Raw genomic sequence first — 19,181 nt, forward strand, 5'->3', positions numbered from 1 at the left:
GTTACCCCCAGATTTTTTGATTCACTTTTTCAACGTGAAAATCCGGGGATAAAGGCGAACGCTTCGCTTCTACAGGTTTATTTCTGTCCTCTTCGTTATCGTGTAATGTCAACAAGTTCAACTTAAAAACGGTCTAACTTCACAAATTTGTGTAGTATTAAAATCACAAAACGAATCAAAGTTAATACAAAATCAGTACAAACCCAGCCAGCTCATCACCGGCTTAATGAAAACGATACAACCGATGATGACGGCGAATACCGCAGCCAGCAGAACTGCCCCGGCCGCGGTATCCTTTGCCGCTTTTGCCAGCGGATGGATATGGGGGTGTGCCAAGTCAACCGCTGCCTCTACAGCCGTGTTCATCAATTCAGTCACCAGGACCAAAAAGACAGCGGTCAGCACAAACATCCAATCCGTTCTTGAGATTCTGAAAAAAAAGCCGGCTACACACATCAAAATAGCCACTCCCGTGTGAACTCTCACATTACGCTGAGTCCGCAACCCATATGCGATTCCTTCCGCAGCATTGCGGAATACCAGACCCCAGGAGCGTCTTTTCATTATCGTGTCAACCCGGCCTGGGCCAATACCGCTTCTTGTTTGCCCATCATTTCAGCCTCACTCGCTTCATCCTGATGGTCGTATCCGAGCAGGTGCAAGAAACCATGGACAAACAGAAAACCAAGTTCACGTTCAAATGAGTGTCCATACTCTTCACTTTGCAGGATGGTCCGTGGTACGGAAATGATGATGTCTCCAAGAACATCCGGCATTTCTTCCATTTCTTCATCTTCGTCCAGCTCATAGATAATATCTAGTTCTTCATCCACCGTTTCGTTCATCGCAAAAGACAGTACATCCGTAGGACGGTCAATGCCGCGATAATCACGGTTCAACTCATGAATCTGCTCATCATTCACAAAAGTCAGAGCCACTTCCCCGTCTGCCACACCTTCCGCTTCTCCTGCGAGATTCAGCAATTGTTCCAGCATTGCAATCATCGGGTCTGTAATTTCTTTATCCTGTTGTTCATTATTCCATGCCAGGTTAAGACTCATTCTTTCATAACTCCTGTCTGCTCATATTAGAGGTTGTTCAAAAAAAACATTTCTAGCTTCATCCCATCTTCTCGGTACTGAAAACCAACCTTTTTGAACACGAACTATTATTGAATTAGCCTGCTTCGGGTGAAGTCGGCTTTGGTTTCTTGATCTCCTCCGGATATTCTATCCTGGAGTGGAAGATACCCATCACCGTTTCCTTCAATGTTCTGGCGACGATATCCAGTTCACGCATCGTAAGGTCACAATCATTGAATTGATGATCATCCAATCGTCCTTTAATAATCTTCTCAATCATGGACTCCACTTGCTCCACTGTCGGTTTGCGCAAAGATCTCACAGCAGCCTCTACACTATCAGCAATGCCAACAATAGCCGATTCCTTGGACTGAGCCTTCGGCCCAGGGTAACGGAAATCTTCTTCCGTGAAATCAGGCTCAACACCTGCTTCTTCCGCCTGGCGCAGTGCTTTGTGATAGAAATAGTGGAGAAATGTCGTGCCGTGATGCTGTTCCGCAATATCCCGAATAGGTCTGGGCAGCTTATAATCCTTCTGCATTTCCACCCCATCGCGCGCATGGGCAACGATAATGGATTTGCTCAGTTTCGGATCAATTGAATCATGTGGATTCTCCATATTGTTCTGATTTTCAATAAAATAGATCGGGCGCTTCGTCTTGCCAATATCATGATAATACGAACCGACTCGGCATAGCAATCCGTTAGCTCCTATGGCTTCTGCTGCTGCTTCGGACAGATTCCCTACCATAACGCTGTGATGATAGGTACCCGGTGTCTCCGTCAGCAACTTACGAAGAAGCGGATGGTTCGGATTAGACAGTTCCACCAGTTTGAGCGCTGACAAGATGCCAAATGAAGTTTCAAAAAATGGCATCAGCCCAATGACCAGTATGGCAGTTAATACGCCACCCGCAAATGCAAATCCAACACCGTACAGTGTCGTGGTTCGATTCCAATCGCCCGAGTCAATCAAAGCCAAGGTGAAGACGGCTATCGACCCGAACAGACAGACCATAATGGCCCCTTTCAGGATCGTTGATCGCTGGCTAGCCTTATGAGTTGCGAAGATCGCAACAAACGAAACCAATACAGCGAAGAAACCTAATTCGAAGTCAAAAAGCTGACCCTGATGGGTATTCAAAATGATGCTGGACAACATACCGATCAATATCGAACATACAAAGGCAAGCGAGGTATCCAGTAACAAGGCAATTAACATCGCTCCTACCGCAACAGGTGCAAGGAAGCCAACATAAGACCTCTCATTGGTCTGGATAATCGCCGTCACATGCATAACCACAATCGTAATAATAAAAATGAGAACAAGCATCAACAGCTGGGCATTATTATATTTAAAATGTGTTCCGCTGCCTTGCTGAATATACATCAGAATGGCTGCTGACAACAGGCAGGAAAACATAAGAAGTCCAAGCTGCGGCCAGTAGTTCACTTCATTTTTCAGCAAATCATTCTCATCCAGCAAAGTATACATCTCCGGGGTGATCATCTCACCCTTGGCAACTAATGTGTCCCCTTGCTTGATAAAGACGGTTTGCGTGTTCTCACGCGCCTGTACTTTGGCTTCCTTAGTTCCCTCTTCATCGTAGAAGCGGTTCGCGGTCACCACAAGGCGAGCAAGCTCTTGCACGACCTCACGTTGCGTTCGCTTACCAAGAGAGCTGACACTCACCATCTCAGCTACTTTGGCACGGGCAGTGGTTGCATCGCTGATCTGATCCGTCATTAACCGGGCAACAATATCCCTCGCAACCGGTTTCATCTCCTGGATATCATCCGATGTCAGACGCGAGATTTTGATGTAAGTTTCTTCGGGAATACGGTAGCTTTGCTCCTGTACCACATTTCTGATTTCTTCCAAAAGAGTCTCGGAGTATGTACCGGCTTTCCGATTATTATTGATATAGTTGGTCACAAAATCCTTCTGGCGCTGTGGAATTTCATCCCGATAAATATCAATCTTATCCTGACTTGAAATCTGATCATCCTGATTTAATCGATCTACACGATCAAGCAGGGTAGTCATCAAATTTTCGTTTCGCAACTGGACAATCTGAAATATCGGCTGTACCCGTTCAGCAGCTTCTTCCTGTGCTTTGAGTGTGGCCTTGTTATTCGGAATCTGCATGGGCGCAGCAATGTCCACTTCACTCCGTGTCCCTTCCTGAATATCATAGCGCTCAGGGAGCAGTTTGGAAGCCAGACTGACGTAGAAAAGAATCACCAGAAACAAAAACAGAAGATAGCGTGCCCACACGCTATACTTCCATCCTGTAGCCTTATTCTGAAAAGATTTGCCTTTTGACGGTTCCTTCGAGGTCACTTTAGACAATCCCTTTCTATGCTTGATTTTCTGCGGCGTGGTTGTAAGCCACGATAATTTTCTGGACAAGGGAATGCCGTACAACATCTTGCTCGGCAAAATAGACAAATCCAATCTCGTTAACTTCATTCAAGATCGTATTCGCTTCCACAAGCCCGGATTTCTTACCACGCGGTAAATCAATCTGTGTCACGTCTCCGGTGATGACCATTTTGGAGCCAAAACCAAGACGGGTTAGAAACATCTTCATCTGTTCCGGCGTTGTGTTCTGTGCTTCATCCAGAATGATGAAGGAGTCATCCAGCGTACGCCCCCGCATGTAGGCGAGTGGCGCGATTTCGATTAACCCTCGCTCCAGTGCCTTAGCGGTCTGTTCCTGTCCCATAACGTCATATAGGGCATCGTACAGTGGTCTCAGATAAGGGTCTACCTTCTCCTGAAGATCACCTGGCAAAAATCCAAGACTCTCTCCCGCTTCAACAGCAGGCCGTGTGAGTACAATGCGTTTGACGCTACCTTCTTTAATCGCGGCAACAGCCAGTACAACAGCAAGGTAGGTTTTACCCGTACCGGCAGGACCAATGCCAAATACAATATCACGTTTTTTAATTGTAGTTACATAGTGCTTCTGTCCAATGGTTTTAACACGGATTGGTTTACCTCGGTATGTCGTTGTAATCTCGCCCTTGAACAGATCCAACAGCTGGTCTGCCCGCATATCCTTGGCAAGTTCAATCGCATACTTCACATCTCTCTCGGTTAACACATATCCATTGCGTATCAATTGCAGTAACACATCAAATAATTGTTCAAGCGATTCCACCTGCTGTGCGTTGCCAAAAATCACAATCTCCGCTTCACGGGATGCAATCTGGGCGGGAATCTCGGATTCAATCAGTTTAAGAAAAGTATCTTGGGGTCCAAAAAGAGATTGGCCCTCTCCCGCACTCTGGAGGGAGATTTGTATGCTGCGTGTTTGCTCTGACAAATATCCTCATTCTCCTTGACTATGGACTAGCGGAAGTTCTTCCGCAATGCTTTCTTCTACTTCAAATAAGACTTTCATATAAACTTTACCATTCTCTTTCTTCTCATGCAAAATTTTTTCACTTATAATTTTTGTTCCTTTGCCGTTTTTGGCGATAATATCGTTTCTTGCTCCTTCCAATCCTTTCGTTCTGGCCCATTCTATCGTCTGTTGTTGCTCATGCTCTCGGGTCTCCAGATCTTTCTCTGTCAGCCAACCCATAGGAAGTGTAAAGGATCGCCACGTTAATGGTTTATGAGTACTCTCGGTATCAAATGAACTGAACGGTGTACTTCCGTACCCCCACAGTTGAATCGCCCAATTCCCCAGCACCATGTAAAAACGTTCTTTGCTCTCACCTGTCATTGTATTATGTTTTTGCACTAGCGGAACCTCTACCTGATACTCACGCCATACCAGACCACGAACTTCGCCTTTGGCAACGATGGTTTTGGTGTTCTCCTCATCCCCGAGAATCCCCGAGATCAATACCTGACCCTTTTTGACACGCATGTCCTTCTGAACAACAGGGCGTCCCTGCTCCGCATAGATTTGAGTGACCACAGCATCTGACTTACTGATCAGATGTCTGGGGTTCAGTAATGGTTCGCGCTTTGGTTGGGCAGATTCTACGACCTGAATGGTAATGGTTGTCCCCTCTTTGCTGACGCCAATCCAGGTTACATCCGGCAGAGCGAGTGCAAGCTGCCTGGAGAGCTTGTCTTGGCTTTGCAGACGGAACCCCCATTGGAAAGGATATATGCCCTCTTTCTTCGCTGCTGCGAGCACCTCGTCGGTGGGAATGGTGACGTTACCCTTGACCTCCACATCCCATACCATGGACGACAACGCAAACAAAGCTGCCACAAAAAACAGCATACCCCCAAGAAAGAACTTCCTCCGCAATAAACGGGCCGCAAAAAAGGGGAAACCGCTGCGATGGGTTACTTTCACCCTGCAGCCTGTCCGTTTCAACATAGGACGCAACCTGAAAAAATGCGGCAGCAGAATATTCATCTCTGCTACGCGTCCATCGTGAGCACGCAGGTCCCAAACTTCCAGTCCCTGCTCTGCCACCGTGTTGATTAATGTTTCAATGTCTCCCCCAGTGACCGTGATTCGGACTGCTCCCCGCAGTTTGTACAGACTGGGCTGCTTCATCCGTTCCCCTCCACTCCATTCATATGAATATCCAGAATCGTTCCTTCAACAGCTACTTCATCCGGCAAAATATTACGTATCACCAAGGCAGTTCCTTTGATCTCTAACTGGCCTTGGGAAAGAGCCAACACGATACGATCCGGTGTAAAATGGATGACACCGCGATGATTCTCTATATACAGTTGCTTACTGCCGATCAGGGTTAACCGAGGCATATCATAAAGCACATCCTGCGGCAGATCCAACACTTCACTGGTCCATCTGCGCAGCTTGCGGCTGATCCGGGTCATTCGAAGGTCTTCCCCCTTCCTCTACAGTTCAACTTATGCGCAGATTCATGAATTTATGAAAATTCCGGGGCGTGTTAGGGACGAATGTTGAGAAAAAAGGATAGAACACAGAAAAAGCCGTCTCCGGCGGCTTCATGCTCACCAGAGACGGCTTTATTTCCGTCCAGCAACTTAACTTATTTACAGTTTCCCTCTTGTACCAAACGGCTGTTTGGAACGAGGAGAACCCAGTACTTCTGCCCACAAGACACCTGTGCGAATGTCTGCCGGACGAAGCGGAGACGCTCCCGATCCATCGCTACTGGTCTCATCCCAACTGGAATCAGACACAACTGGCCGATTCGCAGAAGAGATGCGATTCAAGCGTTCTTCGATCAAACGTTGCTGTTCTTCCATGCCTCTCATCTGTTCCTCAAGTGAATTTGCCATCGCACTCATCGTGCCCTCACTTCTGTAGTCAGTTGCGGGGCGAGAAGATGCAGCAGGCTCCGAATACGGCTCATCATACTGATTCTCATATTGCACGTCATCATACCGATCGTCATATTGTTCATCATAGCGGGGGTCTGTAGGTCCGGAAGACTGCTGCGGAGATGAATTGTCTCTTGAACGTTCATCCCGGCCTGAATCACCACTGCCTCCAAATGTAGGCATCCCGTTGGCAGGACGCTTTTTGTTCGGATCAGCCGATTTGGCAGCTTTCCCCAAAAAGGAGAAGAGCGCAAAACCGATGACGGCCACAATATACAGATTATCAAAAATCCATTCAAATAGGCCCATATGCACTCACCGCCTATCTTCCGTTTTTGGAATCACCCTGATCGTTGGAATTCGAACCTTCACCAGGTTTTCCCAATGTATTACGCATTTGAGTATCCGCTTCAATGTTCTTCAGGTTCATATAATCCATCACACCGATTTTACCGTTACGAAGTGCCTCAGCCATTGCCAAAGGTACTTGGGATTCGGATTCAACAACGCGTGCTCTCATTTCCACTACGCGTGCTTTCATCTCTTGCTCTTGGGCTACGGCCATTGCGCGACGCTCTTCGGCTTTTGCCTGAGCGATACGTTTGTCAGCTTCTGCTTGCTCTGTTTGCAAGAAGGCACCAATGTTCTTACCTACATCAACGTCCGCAATATCAATGGACAGGATTTCAAATGCAGTACCTGCATCCAGACCTTTGGACAATACGGTACGGGAGATCAGATCCGGATTTTCCAGGACGTCTTTGTGAGAATTGGAGGAACCGTTCGTACTTACGATACCTTCACCAACACGGGCGATGATCGTTTCTTCACCAGCACCACCGACGAGACGGTCAATATTGGCACGAACCGTAACCCGCGCTCTAACTTTAACTTCAATACCATCTTTGGCAACCGCAGAGACAATCGGTGTTTCGATAACACGTGGGTTAACGCTCATCTGTACGGCTTGTAATACGTCTCGACCTGCGAGGTCAATCGCAGCAGCACGTTCAAATTCGAGTGGAATGTTGGCACGTTGTGCAGCAATCAGAGCGTTTACAACACGGTCAACGTTACCACCGGCCAAGAAGTGACTTTCCAGTTGGTTCATTGAGAGTTTAAGACCGGCTTTAGTTGCTTTAATCATTGGATTAACGATACGGCTAGGCGTTACACGTCTCAGTCTCATCGCTACCAGTGTAATAATACTTACACGTACGCCGGATGCAATCGCTGAAACCCAGAGCATAACCGGGAAAAAGCTGAAGAATACGCTCAATACGATAATACCTACTACCGCAATGAGCAAAATCGTAATCATAGATGTGTCCATTTAATTTCCTCCATTTGCACATTTGCAATTTGAATTTGATAAAAATATTTGAGAATACACTCTTGAGTCCGCTGCTAAATGAAAGAATGCACCACCTCGCTGGCAGCTTCAGCTACGTGGTTATGTACATTGCCGAAGCGTTAATCCGCTTCGACAACAGAGCGAGTTACACCGGCAAAGCTTGCTGAACCACAATCCGGGTACCTTCCGCTTTAATCACAATAATCGGAGTATCGATGGGAATAAAATCTCCGTCGGTCACAACGTCAATTCGTTCCCCTTCAAACATCGCTGTTCCAGAAGGACGAAGTGGTGTCAGACTGATTCCTTGCAGACCAACCAGCTCTTTACGTTCTGTGGCTGATGAATAACCCCGATCCGCAGACATGCTGTCACTCAGTATGAAGCGATTCCATATCCCTCGATCCTTAAAGATAATTGAGATGATCGCAATGACTACCAGTGCTGCTCCAAAAGCGATACCTAGAGATACAAATGCATCACTCGTATCATAAGCAGCCCTTACAACACCGGCCACAAGCGCAATTGATCCCAAAATCCCCAGAATACCAAAGCTCGGAATAAACATCTCCAGAATCATCATGATGAGTCCGACGGTAAATAGCACCCATGTCTCTGCTCCGGCAAATCCCGCAATGTAATTACCCGAGAAATACAACACGAAACACACGATACCTACAATACCAGGAACTCCAAAACCAGGAACAATCAATTCAATGATCACACCCGCGATTCCGAGGAACAATAACACAGTCATAACAACCGGATTAGTAAGAAAAGAGGAGATATTCTCCGCTGTTGTTCGTTCTACCTTAAATACGTCATCCTGACTGTAACCTGCCCAAGCTGCCGCTTCTTCCGGTGTGTTGCTGATGTGGTCGGCATAACCAACTTTCAGCGCTTCTTCAGCCGAGAGAGCAATAATTTCACCTTTTTGCTTGGTTTTATTGATCTCTGGCATTTCAACAACGATGTTAACATCCGTCATTCCAGCTGCAATCTTGCCATCACGACCACTGATTTCAGCCGCTCCCTGCATTTTGCTTTTCCAGAATGCAACAAGCTTTGGATCATCAACATGTTTACCCGTACTGTCCACCATTGCTGCCGCACCAATCATACTGCCTGGTGACATTACGATCTTATCTGCATTCAGAGCCAGAAAACTCCCGGCTGAAGCAGCATCTCCACGAACAAATGCAACAGTCTCAATCGGACTGTCCTTAATTAGGGTACCCAATGCTTCTGCAGTGTCGACACGGCCTCCCGGCGTATTGATATCAAGAACGATCAGGCCAGCATTCATCTCTTCTGCTTGCTTGAACCCGCGTTCCATGAACTTGCCAAGTCCCTGCTCGATTGGTTTATCAACCGGAATAATATATACGGCACCACTCTTCTCAGCTGCATGCGCTGACGGTGATCCAATCCAGACAGGAAGCAACAGCGTCAGCAGCATTAAGAGCATCAATGGCCCCGTAAGCTTCTTCCGGCGCTTTCCCTTCACAATAGTCCCCCCTTTTCCATTAATGTTATACTGTCCAGCTTATGGTATTTATTACGTGCAATGCAACATTTCGTTTCAAAATCTTAAAATTATATTTGAAAACTCGATCAATTGCAAGAATAAAAATCCATAATAATATATATTAACCATTAAAAAGAAATATCATCATCCCAAGGACATCACGCCTTCTGATAAATGGAAAAAACACCTCCTGACAAGTCAGAAGGTGTTTATTGATTTGCTTTATTGCAGAAATTGTTGAACTGCTTGATTTACCAGTTTGCCGTCCGCTTTGCCTTTAACTTTCGGCATAAGGGCCGCCATGACTTTCCCCATCTCGGCTTTCGAAGAAGCACCGGTTTCCTGGATGGTCTGCTGTACAATAACTTTAATTTCTTCTTCGGTAAGCTGTGTGGGAAGGTACTGGATGAGTACTTCAATTTCCGCTTTTGCATTTGCCGCGAGATCTTCACGGCCCGCTTTGTCAAATTCTTGGAGGGCATCTTTGCGCTGTTTGATTTCACGACTCAGGATATCAAGCACTTCGTTGTCATCCAAATCTCTTTTCAAATCTATTTCAAGATTCTTGATCGTCGAACGAATCAACCGAATGTTGGAGAGTCTGAACTTGTCCTTACTCTTCATCGCTTGCTTCATATCTTCGTTCAATCGTTCGCTAAGATTCATGTAATTAAAATCCTCCTAAAACTTTCTCTTACGAGCAGCCTCGGACTTTTTCTTGCGCTTTACGCTTGGCTTCTCATAATGCTTACGTTTCTTCACCTCAGCCAATACGCCATCTTTAGCGATGGAGCGTTTAAAACGACGAAGTGCAGCATCAATAGTCTCGTTTTTGCGAACTTTAGTTTCAGACACCAGTTTTCCCTCCCTCCGACCAGACCGTCCAAGAGCAATAACACGGTTCATCATCTTACATTATAGGCGAAAGATAATAAAGGTGTCAACCTCAATGTAATGATCACTTATTTGAATCCATTTTATAACTCAAAGGTATTATGAAATGAATTCATTATATAAGCATTTGGTCACACATTCGTGGATTTAATGCATATGACTAAATCCTCAATAGTAGTACCCATTAGCTCGTTTATTTGTGAGAATCGGACAGACTTGTCAACACGCCAAGTCTGGTACCACCCAACAAATGGTAATGCAGATGATGAACGGTTTGTTCTCCATCCTTACCACAATTGTTGATTAATCGATATCCTGTTTCCTCCACGCCAAGACGCTTCGCAGCTTCTTGAGCAGCCAGATGAATCTCGCCGATCAACGGCAGATCTTCTGCAGTAACTTCATTCATGGAAGCAATATGTTTCTTCGGAATGACAAGAACATGTGTCGGTGCAGCGGGCTGGATGTCATGAAAAACGATAACATGGTCATTCTCCAGTACTTTATTGGAGGGAATGCTGCCCTCTACAATTTTGCAAAATAAGCAATCCATAGTTCATACCCTCCTTTGTATTCCAGTGTATGTATTCCCCTCTATCATACTAAAAGTAAAAACCCACGTCCAATCTTTAGACACACAACCAGGTATTCTAGGTCAACTCTCCATCTATCATCGAGCCGAACACTATACAACATTGGATGTATACCAAGCTCTTTTATCGAAATATGGTTTTATCACGCACTTTTCCCAATTAAACAAATATGTATGGTTAATGACACACAAAAGGAGATTGGTTAATTTGACCGTTTATCAACATGTGCAGGAACTTATAGGTAATACACCTCTGCTTGAATTAACTCGTTATCCATTACCGGAAGGAATCCGCCTGTTCGCCAAACTGGAATTCATGAATCCCGGAGGAAGTGTGAAAGACAGGATCGGCAAGTTTTTATTGGAGAAGGCCTTGGCACGAGGAGATGTTAAACCAGGTGGAACGGTGATCGAAGCTACTGCAGGCAACACAGGAATTGGTCTTGCAATGGCGGCTGTAGGCCTGAATTTAAAGGTCATTTTCACGGTACCTCAGAAGTTCAGTGTTGAGAAGCAGCAGTTGATGAAAGCCCTTGGTGCTACGGTCGTCAACACACCCACATCCGAAGGAATCACTGGTGCCATACGCAAGGCGGAATCGCTTGCGAAAGAAATACCGGGTTCATATATTCCAGGTCAGTTCTCCAATGCAGATAACCCACTCGCACATTATGAACATCTGGGTCCTGAGATTTGGCGTGATCTGAACGGGCAGGTGGATGTATATATCGCCGGAGCCGGGTCTGGCGGAACTTTCATGGGAGTATCTCGCTATTTGAAGGAGCAAAACCCGTCAATTAAAACATGTATCGTAGAACCCGAAGGTTCGATTCTCGGAGGAGGTCCATCGGGACCACATCGTACAGAAGGAATAGGGGTTGAAACGTTATCTTCTTTTATGGATGTGAGTTACTTTGATGCCATTCATACGATCTCAGATGAAGATGCGTTTGAGCGGGTCAAGGATCTTGCCTTGTTGGAAGGCTTACTGGTAGGAAGTTCCTCAGGTGCAGCTATGCAAGCCGCATTAAACGAAGCTGTTCACGCAGCTCCCGGAAGTAACATCGTCGTTATTTTCCCGGATAGCAGCGAACGATATTTAAGCCAAAATATCTATAATGGAGGACAATGAAATGAGACCAAAAACCAAGCTGATTCATGCAGGTATTGTTGGTGATCCACACACTGGAGCAGTGAGTGTACCGATCTATCAAGTAAGCACGTATGAGCAAGAATCGGTTGGCGTACACAAAGGATACGAGTATTCACGTACAGGCAACCCTACCCGTCATGCGTTAGAAGAAGTCATTAAAGAGCTGGAGGATGGCGTTCGAGGTTTTGCTTTTAGTTCGGGAATGGCTGCAATTCATGCTGTACTGTCTCTGTTGAAAACTGGAGATCACGTCATTCTGACGGATGACGTATACGGCGGGACTTACCGCATTTTCACCAAGGTGCTGAATCGTCTGGGGATCGAGTCTACCTTTGTAGATACCACCTCACTACAAGCACTGGAGCAGGCTTTGCAATCCAATACAAAGGCCATTTATGTAGAAACACCTACCAATCCGTTACTCAAGGTCACCGATATTGCTGCTGTAGCGAAATGGTCAAAAAAACATGAGTTGCTGTTCATCGTGGATAACACGTTTAGTACACCTTATTGGCAAACCCCGCTGGCTCTTGGGGCAGATATTGTACTGCATTCTGCAACAAAATATATCGGTGGTCATAGTGATGTCGTGGCAGGACTTGCGGTTGTCAACAGCGAGCAACTTGGAGAAGACCTGCATTTTATTCAAAATGCAATTGGCGCAGTCCTGGGACCTATGGATTCCTGGCTGTTAATGCGTGGTCTTAAAACATTGGGATTACGGATGGAAGCGCAAGAACGCAATACAGAGCAGCTTGTGGCATTTTTGAATCAACATCCAACGGTGAGCAAAGTTTATTATCCCGGGTTGTCCGACCATCCACAGCACAAGCTTGCTTCCACGCAAGCGAGAGGATATGGCGGTATGGTTTCCTTTGATGTAGGCAGTGCTGAAAAAGTAGATGACGTGTTAAGCAAAGTCCGTTATTTCACATTGGCTGAAAGTCTGGGCGCGGTGGAAAGTTTAATCTCTGTACCTGCCCGAATGACGCATGCCTCCATTCCTTATGAACGTCGGCAAGAATTGGGGATCACGGATGGTTTGATTCGTATCTCCGTTGGGATCGAGGATGTTGAAGATTTACTTGAGGATTTGAAATCTGCATTAAGTTGAGGACATTTTGAAGTCCATGCTGGCTGATCTTGGAGAAGGAGTAGTGAGCGATGGACGATTTTCCAAGGAACAAGGACGTCTTATTTGATGTTCAGGCTCTCATTTGAAATTATAAGGAACATCAGGCACGTTATTTCCCGAAATAACTCAAAAAAATGCTGAAAGCGGCTGTTTATTCGGTTATAACGTGTATCAGATTCCTTAAAATTCTGCGGGCGCTTCAAAGGCTTAAATAAGATGCCTCAGATTCGTCAGCGCTCACATCATGCTCCGCTCCTCCAACCGCGGGCAAGAGAACAGCATCGATTCCACACGAAGCGAAGCTTTTTATGGAATAGAGAATTAAAGCTATGCGGTGTCTTGATCGTTAGCTCGCACATAGAAACGTTCTCGCATATTCAGGATGCAGTACACCGATTGCTGCTGCGTACACGTTCAGGTCAGGTCTGCTTTCAGTAGTTAAATACACGTTATGTGCCATCAATTCATCATCGACCTTACACTAATTAGATTCAAAAAAAGGTCATGCCTTACAGAAGTTCGCTTCTGCACAGGCATGACCTTTTTGGATATTCGGTATGTTGCCAGTTGTATTGCAATGACTATCGCGATACATCAGGCTGAGACTACATATGTGATAAGACCTCTCTATTTCATGCTGTACGGTACCATGAATGAAACATCCATCCTCAGCTTGTTATTTTCAAGATTTTCATAGGATGCCCATAGGGTACATAAAAATGTGTCACTTGCAGTTATGACTGTTTTTTCTAATCTCAATAGTACGGTAAAAGGGTTAATGCTGTAAGCGCAAATAACGGGAGCACCAGTCGGTTAAAACGTCTACGGCCATAACCATAATACGGATAAGGCGTAGGGTAGCCGTAACCTGGATAAAATCCGCGAGTATGACCTATCGGATAGTTTGCTCCAGGCATTGCATTTGGAGCCCAGTTCGCATGATTCACCATGGCTTCCGGTCCAACGGGAACAGCCAGGTAGATCATTTCGTCATCCACATTTTCCATAATGCCATCGTAGTGCATACCGTCATTCATCTGTACACATACATAACGGTGCATGTGTTCCTTACATATTTTCTTTGCTTCCACTTTTTCCACTTGCCAACGCCTCCCTGATTCAGCTCTTGATCACCTTTTCATGGTATTCAGAACTGGGCGAATTGACACTACTGACGAAAAAACACAAAAAAAGAAGCACCCCGTGAGCGGCTTCCTTGGAAGTCTGCTGCGCGGACATCTATTCAGGAAACGTCCTGATCAGATGTCCGCCGGGGTACTTAAATAAAGTTTGTCGGCTTAACTGTAGTATAACAGCGGGATGAACCTGTATCTGTGATGTAACTCACTCCGCTATGTTATAAAAGCAAGAAAAGAAATATTTTCACAAAAATAACATTCCGTAATAGTGCGTGTTTAATAGGCACCATTCGTAATCAAAAGCGGACTTTTTGAACAACCTCTAATATTCATTTTGCTTGGACTATTAGAGGCGCTTCTATGATCTATATTGCTTACACATTGCCCTCTACAGAGTCTCCAAGACCACACGTGAGCCGTTTCCGGCCTCACCTGCCGGAATCACCACAAGTTTGCGCGGCAAGCGTGCACGCAGTTCAGGCACGTGACTGATGACACCAACAGCCAATCGATCGTCATGCAATTTTTCCAGAGACGTAATGACGGTATCCAACAGTTCAGGGTCAAGGGTACCAAACCCTTCATCCAGGAAGAAGAATTGAAGTGGGTACTGACCTCGTAGCTGAATCTGGGCCGACAGTGCCAAGGCCAGTGACAACGAAGTCAAAAACGTCTCGCCACCTGACAACGTTGATACCGGTCGTTTGACACCCCCGTTGGCATCATCACAGATTACAAAACCACCACCGGAATCCACCTCCAGTGAATAACGCTGTTTGGTCAGGAAACGCAGACGCTGAGATGCCGCATGACTAACCTGCATCAGTTGTTCTTCGGCAATATACTCGACAAAAGCATTGCCTCTGAACGCGGATTGCAATTTGCTGAGCAGCTCACCTTGACGGCTTACCTCCACTCGCTTGTTCTCCAGTTCGGTCCAGCGAACATGTCGCTGCTCCACATCCTCCAGATCACGTTCTGCGCGTGCTTTGGCACGAAGGGCAGCCTCATCCTCAATTCGGACCTGCTGCAAACGTTCGGTGCAGGCTAACCACTGTTCCTCTGATACGACAGCACCACCCAGCTTTTGTTCCAATTCACGCAACTGGGATGCCAGTTCACGCTCACGTTCACGGTGCTGCTGGATCTCTCCTGCCAGTCGCTCTGCTTCCTGGGAAGGAATCGCCGCAGATACAACAGCATCATCCGAGTCAAACGGGGATTGTTCCAGCAATTGCTTCCACCGTTCCTGTGCCTGCTGCAGATGTTCTGTGGCCGAGGCGGCTGCCTGTTGAGCCATAACGTCTTTCTTCGTTGATTCCTGCTTCAGCGTGTCCGCTTCTTTGAAGCGATGTGCCGAGTCCGAAGCTGTTTTCCGCAGTCCATCCAGACGAGCCTGAGCCGCAGCAATCAGATCTTCTACCCGTTGCTCCCCAACCCACTGGCGCAAGCGTTCTTCCTTCTCGGCCAGCTGTTTGCTATTGCCCTGCCACTCCGTTTGCCACTGAATCAGTTGTTTATCCAATTCAACCAGTTTCTGCTGGAGAGATTGGATGATCTGGTCTTTTTCCTCAAGGAACGTCACGCTTTTGTTCAGACGTTCCTTGATGTCTTCGGCGCGCGCATCGCGCTCCTGCATCGCCTGATAGAGGGCCTTGGCCTCCTCCTGAGCGATGCCGGGCAGTTCCGCGGCCCAGCGGCCCTGCAAGGCAGCCGCTGCGGCCTCGCTCTCGGCCAGCTTGCGCTCCGCCTGGGTGAGCCCGGCACGGCCGGCCTCTTGCGCAGCTGCCGCTTCCATGCGGCGCTGCTGCGCGCCCACAGCCGCCTGCTGCAACGCGGCGGCTTCGGTCTGGAGCGGCGCTGCTGCGCCAGCCAGCGCCTGCGCGGCTTCGCGCAGCGCAGCGGCACGCGATGCCCAGCCTGCCGGGGAGCGCCCGTGTTCGGGCGACCCGGCGGGCTCGGGCTCCGCTGCCGCAGGCGCGGCCTCGGCTGCGGCAGGAGCTTCGCCGGCCGCAGCGCCAAGCTGCGTCAGCAGGCTGCGACGTTCGTGCAGCTGCTGGCGCAGCCCAAAGCGCAGCTCCTGCAGCTCCGCGTGCAGGCTGCGCAGCAGTTCCAGGTCCGCGTCGCCTGCGTGCGGACCTTCTCCCGGCGGGGCAGCCGGGAGCGGGTGATGCGGCGAGCCGCACACCGGGCATGGCTCGCCGTCGTGCAGTTCGGCGCGCAAGGCGGAGGACAGCCGGTGCAGCTCCTGCTCGCGCATCGTGCCACGCAGCTGTTCCTCCGCAAGAGCCAGCAGGCTCTGTTCGCGGCTAATGTCCTGCTCACAGGCAAGCAAGGCCTCAAGACCTTCTGACGCCTGTTCTACCAGATGCTGACGCTGATCACTCAGGCGTTTTTCTTCCTCAGCCGCCGCCTTCAGCTTGTCGGCTCCCTGTTCTGCCGATTGCTTATAGGCTTGCATGTCAGCCTTATTTTGCTGCAACTGCTCCGCGGCAGTATTCACACGATGTTTCAGTTCTAGCGCAGCTTGAAGTTGCCTGCGTTCCTCTGACTTCACTTCATTTGGCTTGAGGCTCTCCTGTAGTTCCTCTCGCCGTTTGCGTCCGCGCTGTTGCAGTTCCTTTTCTTTCTCAAGCTGCTGTCCCAGCGCAGTCTGTTCGCTCTGCCCCTGTTCCAGCAGCTGCGCGAGGCGCGAGCAATCAGCTTGAAGTCCGTCCCGTTCCCGTTGCAGCTCTTTTGCTTGTTCGAGTTGCTCCAGGCGCAGCAAAAGTTTCGGTTCTTCCTCAGTCATTTGCTTACGTGCCGTCTCGGCCTTCTCCGCTTCCTGAACAGCCAGACGCTCATGTTCCAATGCTTGCTGATGAGCTGTCTCGGCAGTATCCTGCCGCTGCTTCTGTGTAGCCGTGGCATCTCGAACCGTCTGCAACGCAGGCAGTATTGCATCTGCCGCAACGGATTGTTTCAGCCGCTGTTCGCCTGCCTCTATCTGTGGTTCCAGTGCTTTCAGCTTCTGCTGTTCATCCGTCCGGGCCTGCCGTTCGTGACTTAACTCACGAATTTTGCCCAGTTGTTCAGCTTCCTTCGCAGCTTCATCCAGCGCTTTGCGGGACAATTCAGACTGCTGAACAGCGGTTTGAAGAAGCCGTTTCGTTTCTTCCAGCGTCTCCTTACTGGCATTGCCCAGTCCCTGTTGCTCCGCAGCAAGAGATTGGTGAACCATATCATTATCCTTGACCCGCCGACTTAATTTGATGGCCAACTGGTCCCCATACTTCTCCAGATGGAATAATCGTTGCAGCATCTGGCGACGTTCACTGCCTTTGAGTGACAAAAACTCGGCAAACTTTCCTTGCGGAAGCACCACTGCCCGTGTAAAATCATCCATCTTCAAACCGATCACATCTTCAACACAGCGATTCACATCTGCCAATTTGTCGGCAAGTACCTGTTCTTCGCCATTAACCGTCTCTATGAATTTGCTGATCGTATTACTCACCGAAACTTCATTATTTCGTTTGAAACGTCGCTCTACCCGGAACCTTCGAGTGCCCTCCGCCGACATCAGTTCAAATGTAAAAGCAACCGACAACGAATCCTCTGCATGATTCATAATGCCTTGCGTCCCGTTCACCGCGCGTTCCACTTTTCCGTACATGGCGAGTGTGATGGCATCGAGCAAGGAAGATTTACCACTACCCGTAGGACCGAAAATACCGAATAGTCCCGTCTCCGTCAGCACGGTAAAATCAATCTCTTGCATCTCCCGATAACTTTGCAGTCCGGCAACTTTTAATAGAATTGGCTTCATCTTTCCTCGACCTCCTCACGCACACCCGGCTCGTCTTCATCCACAAGTTCCAGGAAAAGCTGTACCAGGCTGTCTTCCGGCTGTGCACCACCCGTCTGACGCTGATAGAATTTACGGAACAGTTCATGTACAGGTAGCTCGGATCGTTGCTCCAAAAGTCCTGCTGCAGCCATCTCGGGATACACCGGGCGAATATGAATGATACCTTCATGTGATTTTCGCAGCTGCTGAATCTCCTTCAGGGACATCGCCTCGTCCAGCCACACTTCCATGTCGATAAAAGCCTGTGGATCACGTCCCTCATCCAGCCAGCGATATACTTCTGCCAGACCACCCCGCGCCTGCCAACGCACAAGCGGACGCCCGGACGTTAACAAAACTTCTTCTACCTGTGCTGCTCCCCCCGGCGCCAGATCAACCATCGTAACAGACTTGCTCTGCCCTGCTTCCGAGAAGCTGTAGGCGAGAGGAGAACCGCTATATCGAATCACACCGTCTCCTTTGACAGCCTGTGCACGATGAAGATGCCCAAGCGCTGTGTATTGCGCACCAGTCGATAAAGACGAAGGATCTACTGTGTAGGCCCCACCGATCTGAATCGGACGTTCCGAATCACTCTCAAGTCCGCCGAGCACATAGATATGGCTCATGGCCAAGTTCACGGTATCCGGGCGAAAAGAAGCTGCCAGACGCTGCATTAACATGCCCACACGCTGACTGTATGCCTGACGAAGCACATTTTCGTCCCCATCTGTTGTCAGCAGTTCATTCAATCTGGCTTCAGAAGGATAAGGTAATGCGGCAATCTGTGCAATTTCTCCGGTTCGCTTTGCATGGATGGTTACCGCTTCTGAAGTAGGCATCCCTACGAGTGTAATGCCCTGTCTGTTTACAAGTGGAGTTACAGAAGCTACACGTTCTGGCTGATCATGATTTCCTGCAATCACCACAAGAGGTCTTCCATGCTCCGTCAGACGCGCTGCAGCTTCATAAAAAAGTTGTTCCGCCGCTGCGGGAGGATTCACCGAATCATACACATCTCCGGCCATCAATATGGCATCCGCCTGCTGCTCATCAGCGACCCTGACGAGTTCATCAACGAAATCTTCCTGTTCACGCAGTCGGCTTCGTCCTTCCAGCGTTTTTCCCAAATGCCAGTCCCCTGTATGCAAAATACGCATCGTCCGTTCCACCCCTCTCCCA

The 19,181-nt window shown here is 48.1% G+C and carries 17 protein-coding genes; 2 read left to right on the top strand and 15 right to left on the bottom strand.

Going from position 1 to position 19,181, the window contains the following annotated elements; all coding sequences use genetic code 11:
• Positions 1-192 precede the first annotated feature (192 nt).
• The 12 genes from NSQ20_RS22590 to NSQ20_RS22645 form a co-directional block, all read right to left on the bottom strand.
• Positions 193-564 carry a diacylglycerol kinase family protein gene (locus NSQ20_RS22590; RefSeq protein ID WP_017687246.1) on the bottom strand — a complete coding sequence of 124 codons (372 nt, stop codon included), beginning with the start codon at positions 562-564 and terminating at the stop codon, positions 193-195.
• Entirely contained in the window at positions 564-1,061 is a 498-nt protein-coding gene (ybeY, locus tag NSQ20_RS22595) for an rRNA maturation RNase YbeY (RefSeq protein WP_036615036.1), read from the bottom strand. Before ybeY ends, NSQ20_RS22590 begins: the two co-directional genes overlap by 1 nt.
• Before the next feature lie 115 nt (positions 1,062-1,176).
• Positions 1,177-3,426, bottom strand: a complete 2,250-nt coding sequence (locus tag NSQ20_RS22600) for an HDIG domain-containing metalloprotein (protein ID WP_036674803.1) — start codon at positions 3,424-3,426, stop codon at positions 1,177-1,179.
• A 16-nt stretch (positions 3,427-3,442) separates the two neighbouring features.
• Positions 3,443-4,414: a PhoH family protein gene (locus tag NSQ20_RS22605; protein WP_017687243.1), complete on the bottom strand. Its 972-nt coding sequence runs from the start codon at positions 4,412-4,414 to the stop codon at positions 3,443-3,445.
• Positions 4,415-4,420: 6 nt separating this feature from the next.
• Positions 4,421-5,614 (bottom strand): sporulation protein YqfD, encoded by a 1,194-nt coding sequence (yqfD, locus tag NSQ20_RS22610; protein WP_340030907.1) that lies wholly within the window; start codon positions 5,612-5,614, stop codon positions 4,421-4,423.
• A complete protein-coding gene (yqfC, locus tag NSQ20_RS22615; RefSeq protein ID WP_017687241.1) occupies positions 5,611-5,904 on the bottom strand; it encodes a sporulation protein YqfC in 294 nt (97 codons plus the stop codon). The genes yqfD and yqfC overlap by 4 nt, the downstream gene beginning before the upstream one ends.
• Before the next feature lie 180 nt (positions 5,905-6,084).
• Complete coding sequence (locus NSQ20_RS22620) at positions 6,085-6,684, bottom strand: hypothetical protein (RefSeq protein WP_076318858.1); 600 nt, start codon at positions 6,682-6,684, stop codon at positions 6,085-6,087.
• 13 nt (positions 6,685-6,697) lie between these two features.
• Positions 6,698-7,708: a flotillin-like protein FloA gene (gene floA / locus NSQ20_RS22625; protein WP_036615045.1), complete on the bottom strand. Its 1,011-nt coding sequence runs from the start codon at positions 7,706-7,708 to the stop codon at positions 6,698-6,700.
• Between the two features lie 166 nt (positions 7,709-7,874).
• On the bottom strand, positions 7,875-9,197 hold the full coding sequence (locus tag NSQ20_RS22630; RefSeq protein ID WP_051447387.1) for an NfeD family protein: 1,323 nt from the start codon (positions 9,195-9,197) through the stop codon (positions 7,875-7,877).
• A 282-nt stretch (positions 9,198-9,479) separates the two neighbouring features.
• The gene (locus NSQ20_RS22635) at positions 9,480-9,923 is read right to left on the bottom strand and encodes a GatB/YqeY domain-containing protein (RefSeq protein WP_017687237.1); all 444 of its coding nucleotides are present in this window, start codon (positions 9,921-9,923) and stop codon (positions 9,480-9,482) included.
• Between the two features lie 15 nt (positions 9,924-9,938).
• Entirely contained in the window at positions 9,939-10,112 is a 174-nt protein-coding gene (rpsU, locus tag NSQ20_RS22640; protein ID WP_005547957.1) for a 30S ribosomal protein S21, read from the bottom strand.
• A 232-nt stretch (positions 10,113-10,344) separates the two neighbouring features.
• Positions 10,345-10,704 carry a histidine triad nucleotide-binding protein gene (locus NSQ20_RS22645; RefSeq protein WP_024628477.1) on the bottom strand — a complete coding sequence of 120 codons (360 nt, stop codon included), beginning with the start codon at positions 10,702-10,704 and terminating at the stop codon, positions 10,345-10,347.
• Positions 10,705-10,951: 247 nt separating this feature from the next.
• Between NSQ20_RS22645 and NSQ20_RS22650 the strand changes: the two genes are divergently transcribed.
• Both NSQ20_RS22650 and NSQ20_RS22655 read left to right on the top strand, forming a co-directional pair.
• Positions 10,952-11,875 carry a cysteine synthase family protein gene (locus NSQ20_RS22650; protein ID WP_340030908.1) on the top strand — a complete coding sequence of 308 codons (924 nt, stop codon included), beginning with the start codon at positions 10,952-10,954 and terminating at the stop codon, positions 11,873-11,875.
• Between the two features lies 1 nt (position 11,876).
• Positions 11,877-13,010: a bifunctional cystathionine gamma-lyase/homocysteine desulfhydrase gene (locus tag NSQ20_RS22655; RefSeq protein WP_340030910.1), complete on the top strand. Its 1,134-nt coding sequence runs from the start codon at positions 11,877-11,879 to the stop codon at positions 13,008-13,010.
• 776 nt (positions 13,011-13,786) lie between these two features.
• On the opposite strand, the gene NSQ20_RS22660 is transcribed toward NSQ20_RS22655, so the two are convergent.
• The 3 genes from NSQ20_RS22660 to NSQ20_RS22670 all read right to left on the bottom strand — a co-directional run bounded on the left by NSQ20_RS22660 (position 13,787) and on the right by NSQ20_RS22670 (position 19,159).
• Positions 13,787-14,131, bottom strand: a complete 345-nt coding sequence (locus tag NSQ20_RS22660; protein WP_036674796.1) for a hypothetical protein — start codon at positions 14,129-14,131, stop codon at positions 13,787-13,789.
• 427 nt (positions 14,132-14,558) lie between these two features.
• Positions 14,559-17,978 carry an SMC family ATPase gene (locus tag NSQ20_RS22665; protein WP_340030912.1) on the bottom strand — a complete coding sequence of 1,140 codons (3,420 nt, stop codon included), beginning with the start codon at positions 17,976-17,978 and terminating at the stop codon, positions 14,559-14,561.
• The gene (locus NSQ20_RS22670) at positions 17,975-19,159 is read right to left on the bottom strand and encodes an exonuclease SbcCD subunit D (protein WP_017687231.1); all 1,185 of its coding nucleotides are present in this window, start codon (positions 19,157-19,159) and stop codon (positions 17,975-17,977) included. Before NSQ20_RS22670 ends, NSQ20_RS22665 begins: the two co-directional genes overlap by 4 nt.
• Positions 19,160-19,181: the final 22 nt, after the last annotated feature.

The organism is Paenibacillus sp. FSL K6-1122, assembly GCF_037977015.1.
Classification (GTDB): domain Bacteria; phylum Bacillota; class Bacilli; order Paenibacillales; family Paenibacillaceae; genus Paenibacillus; species Paenibacillus amylolyticus.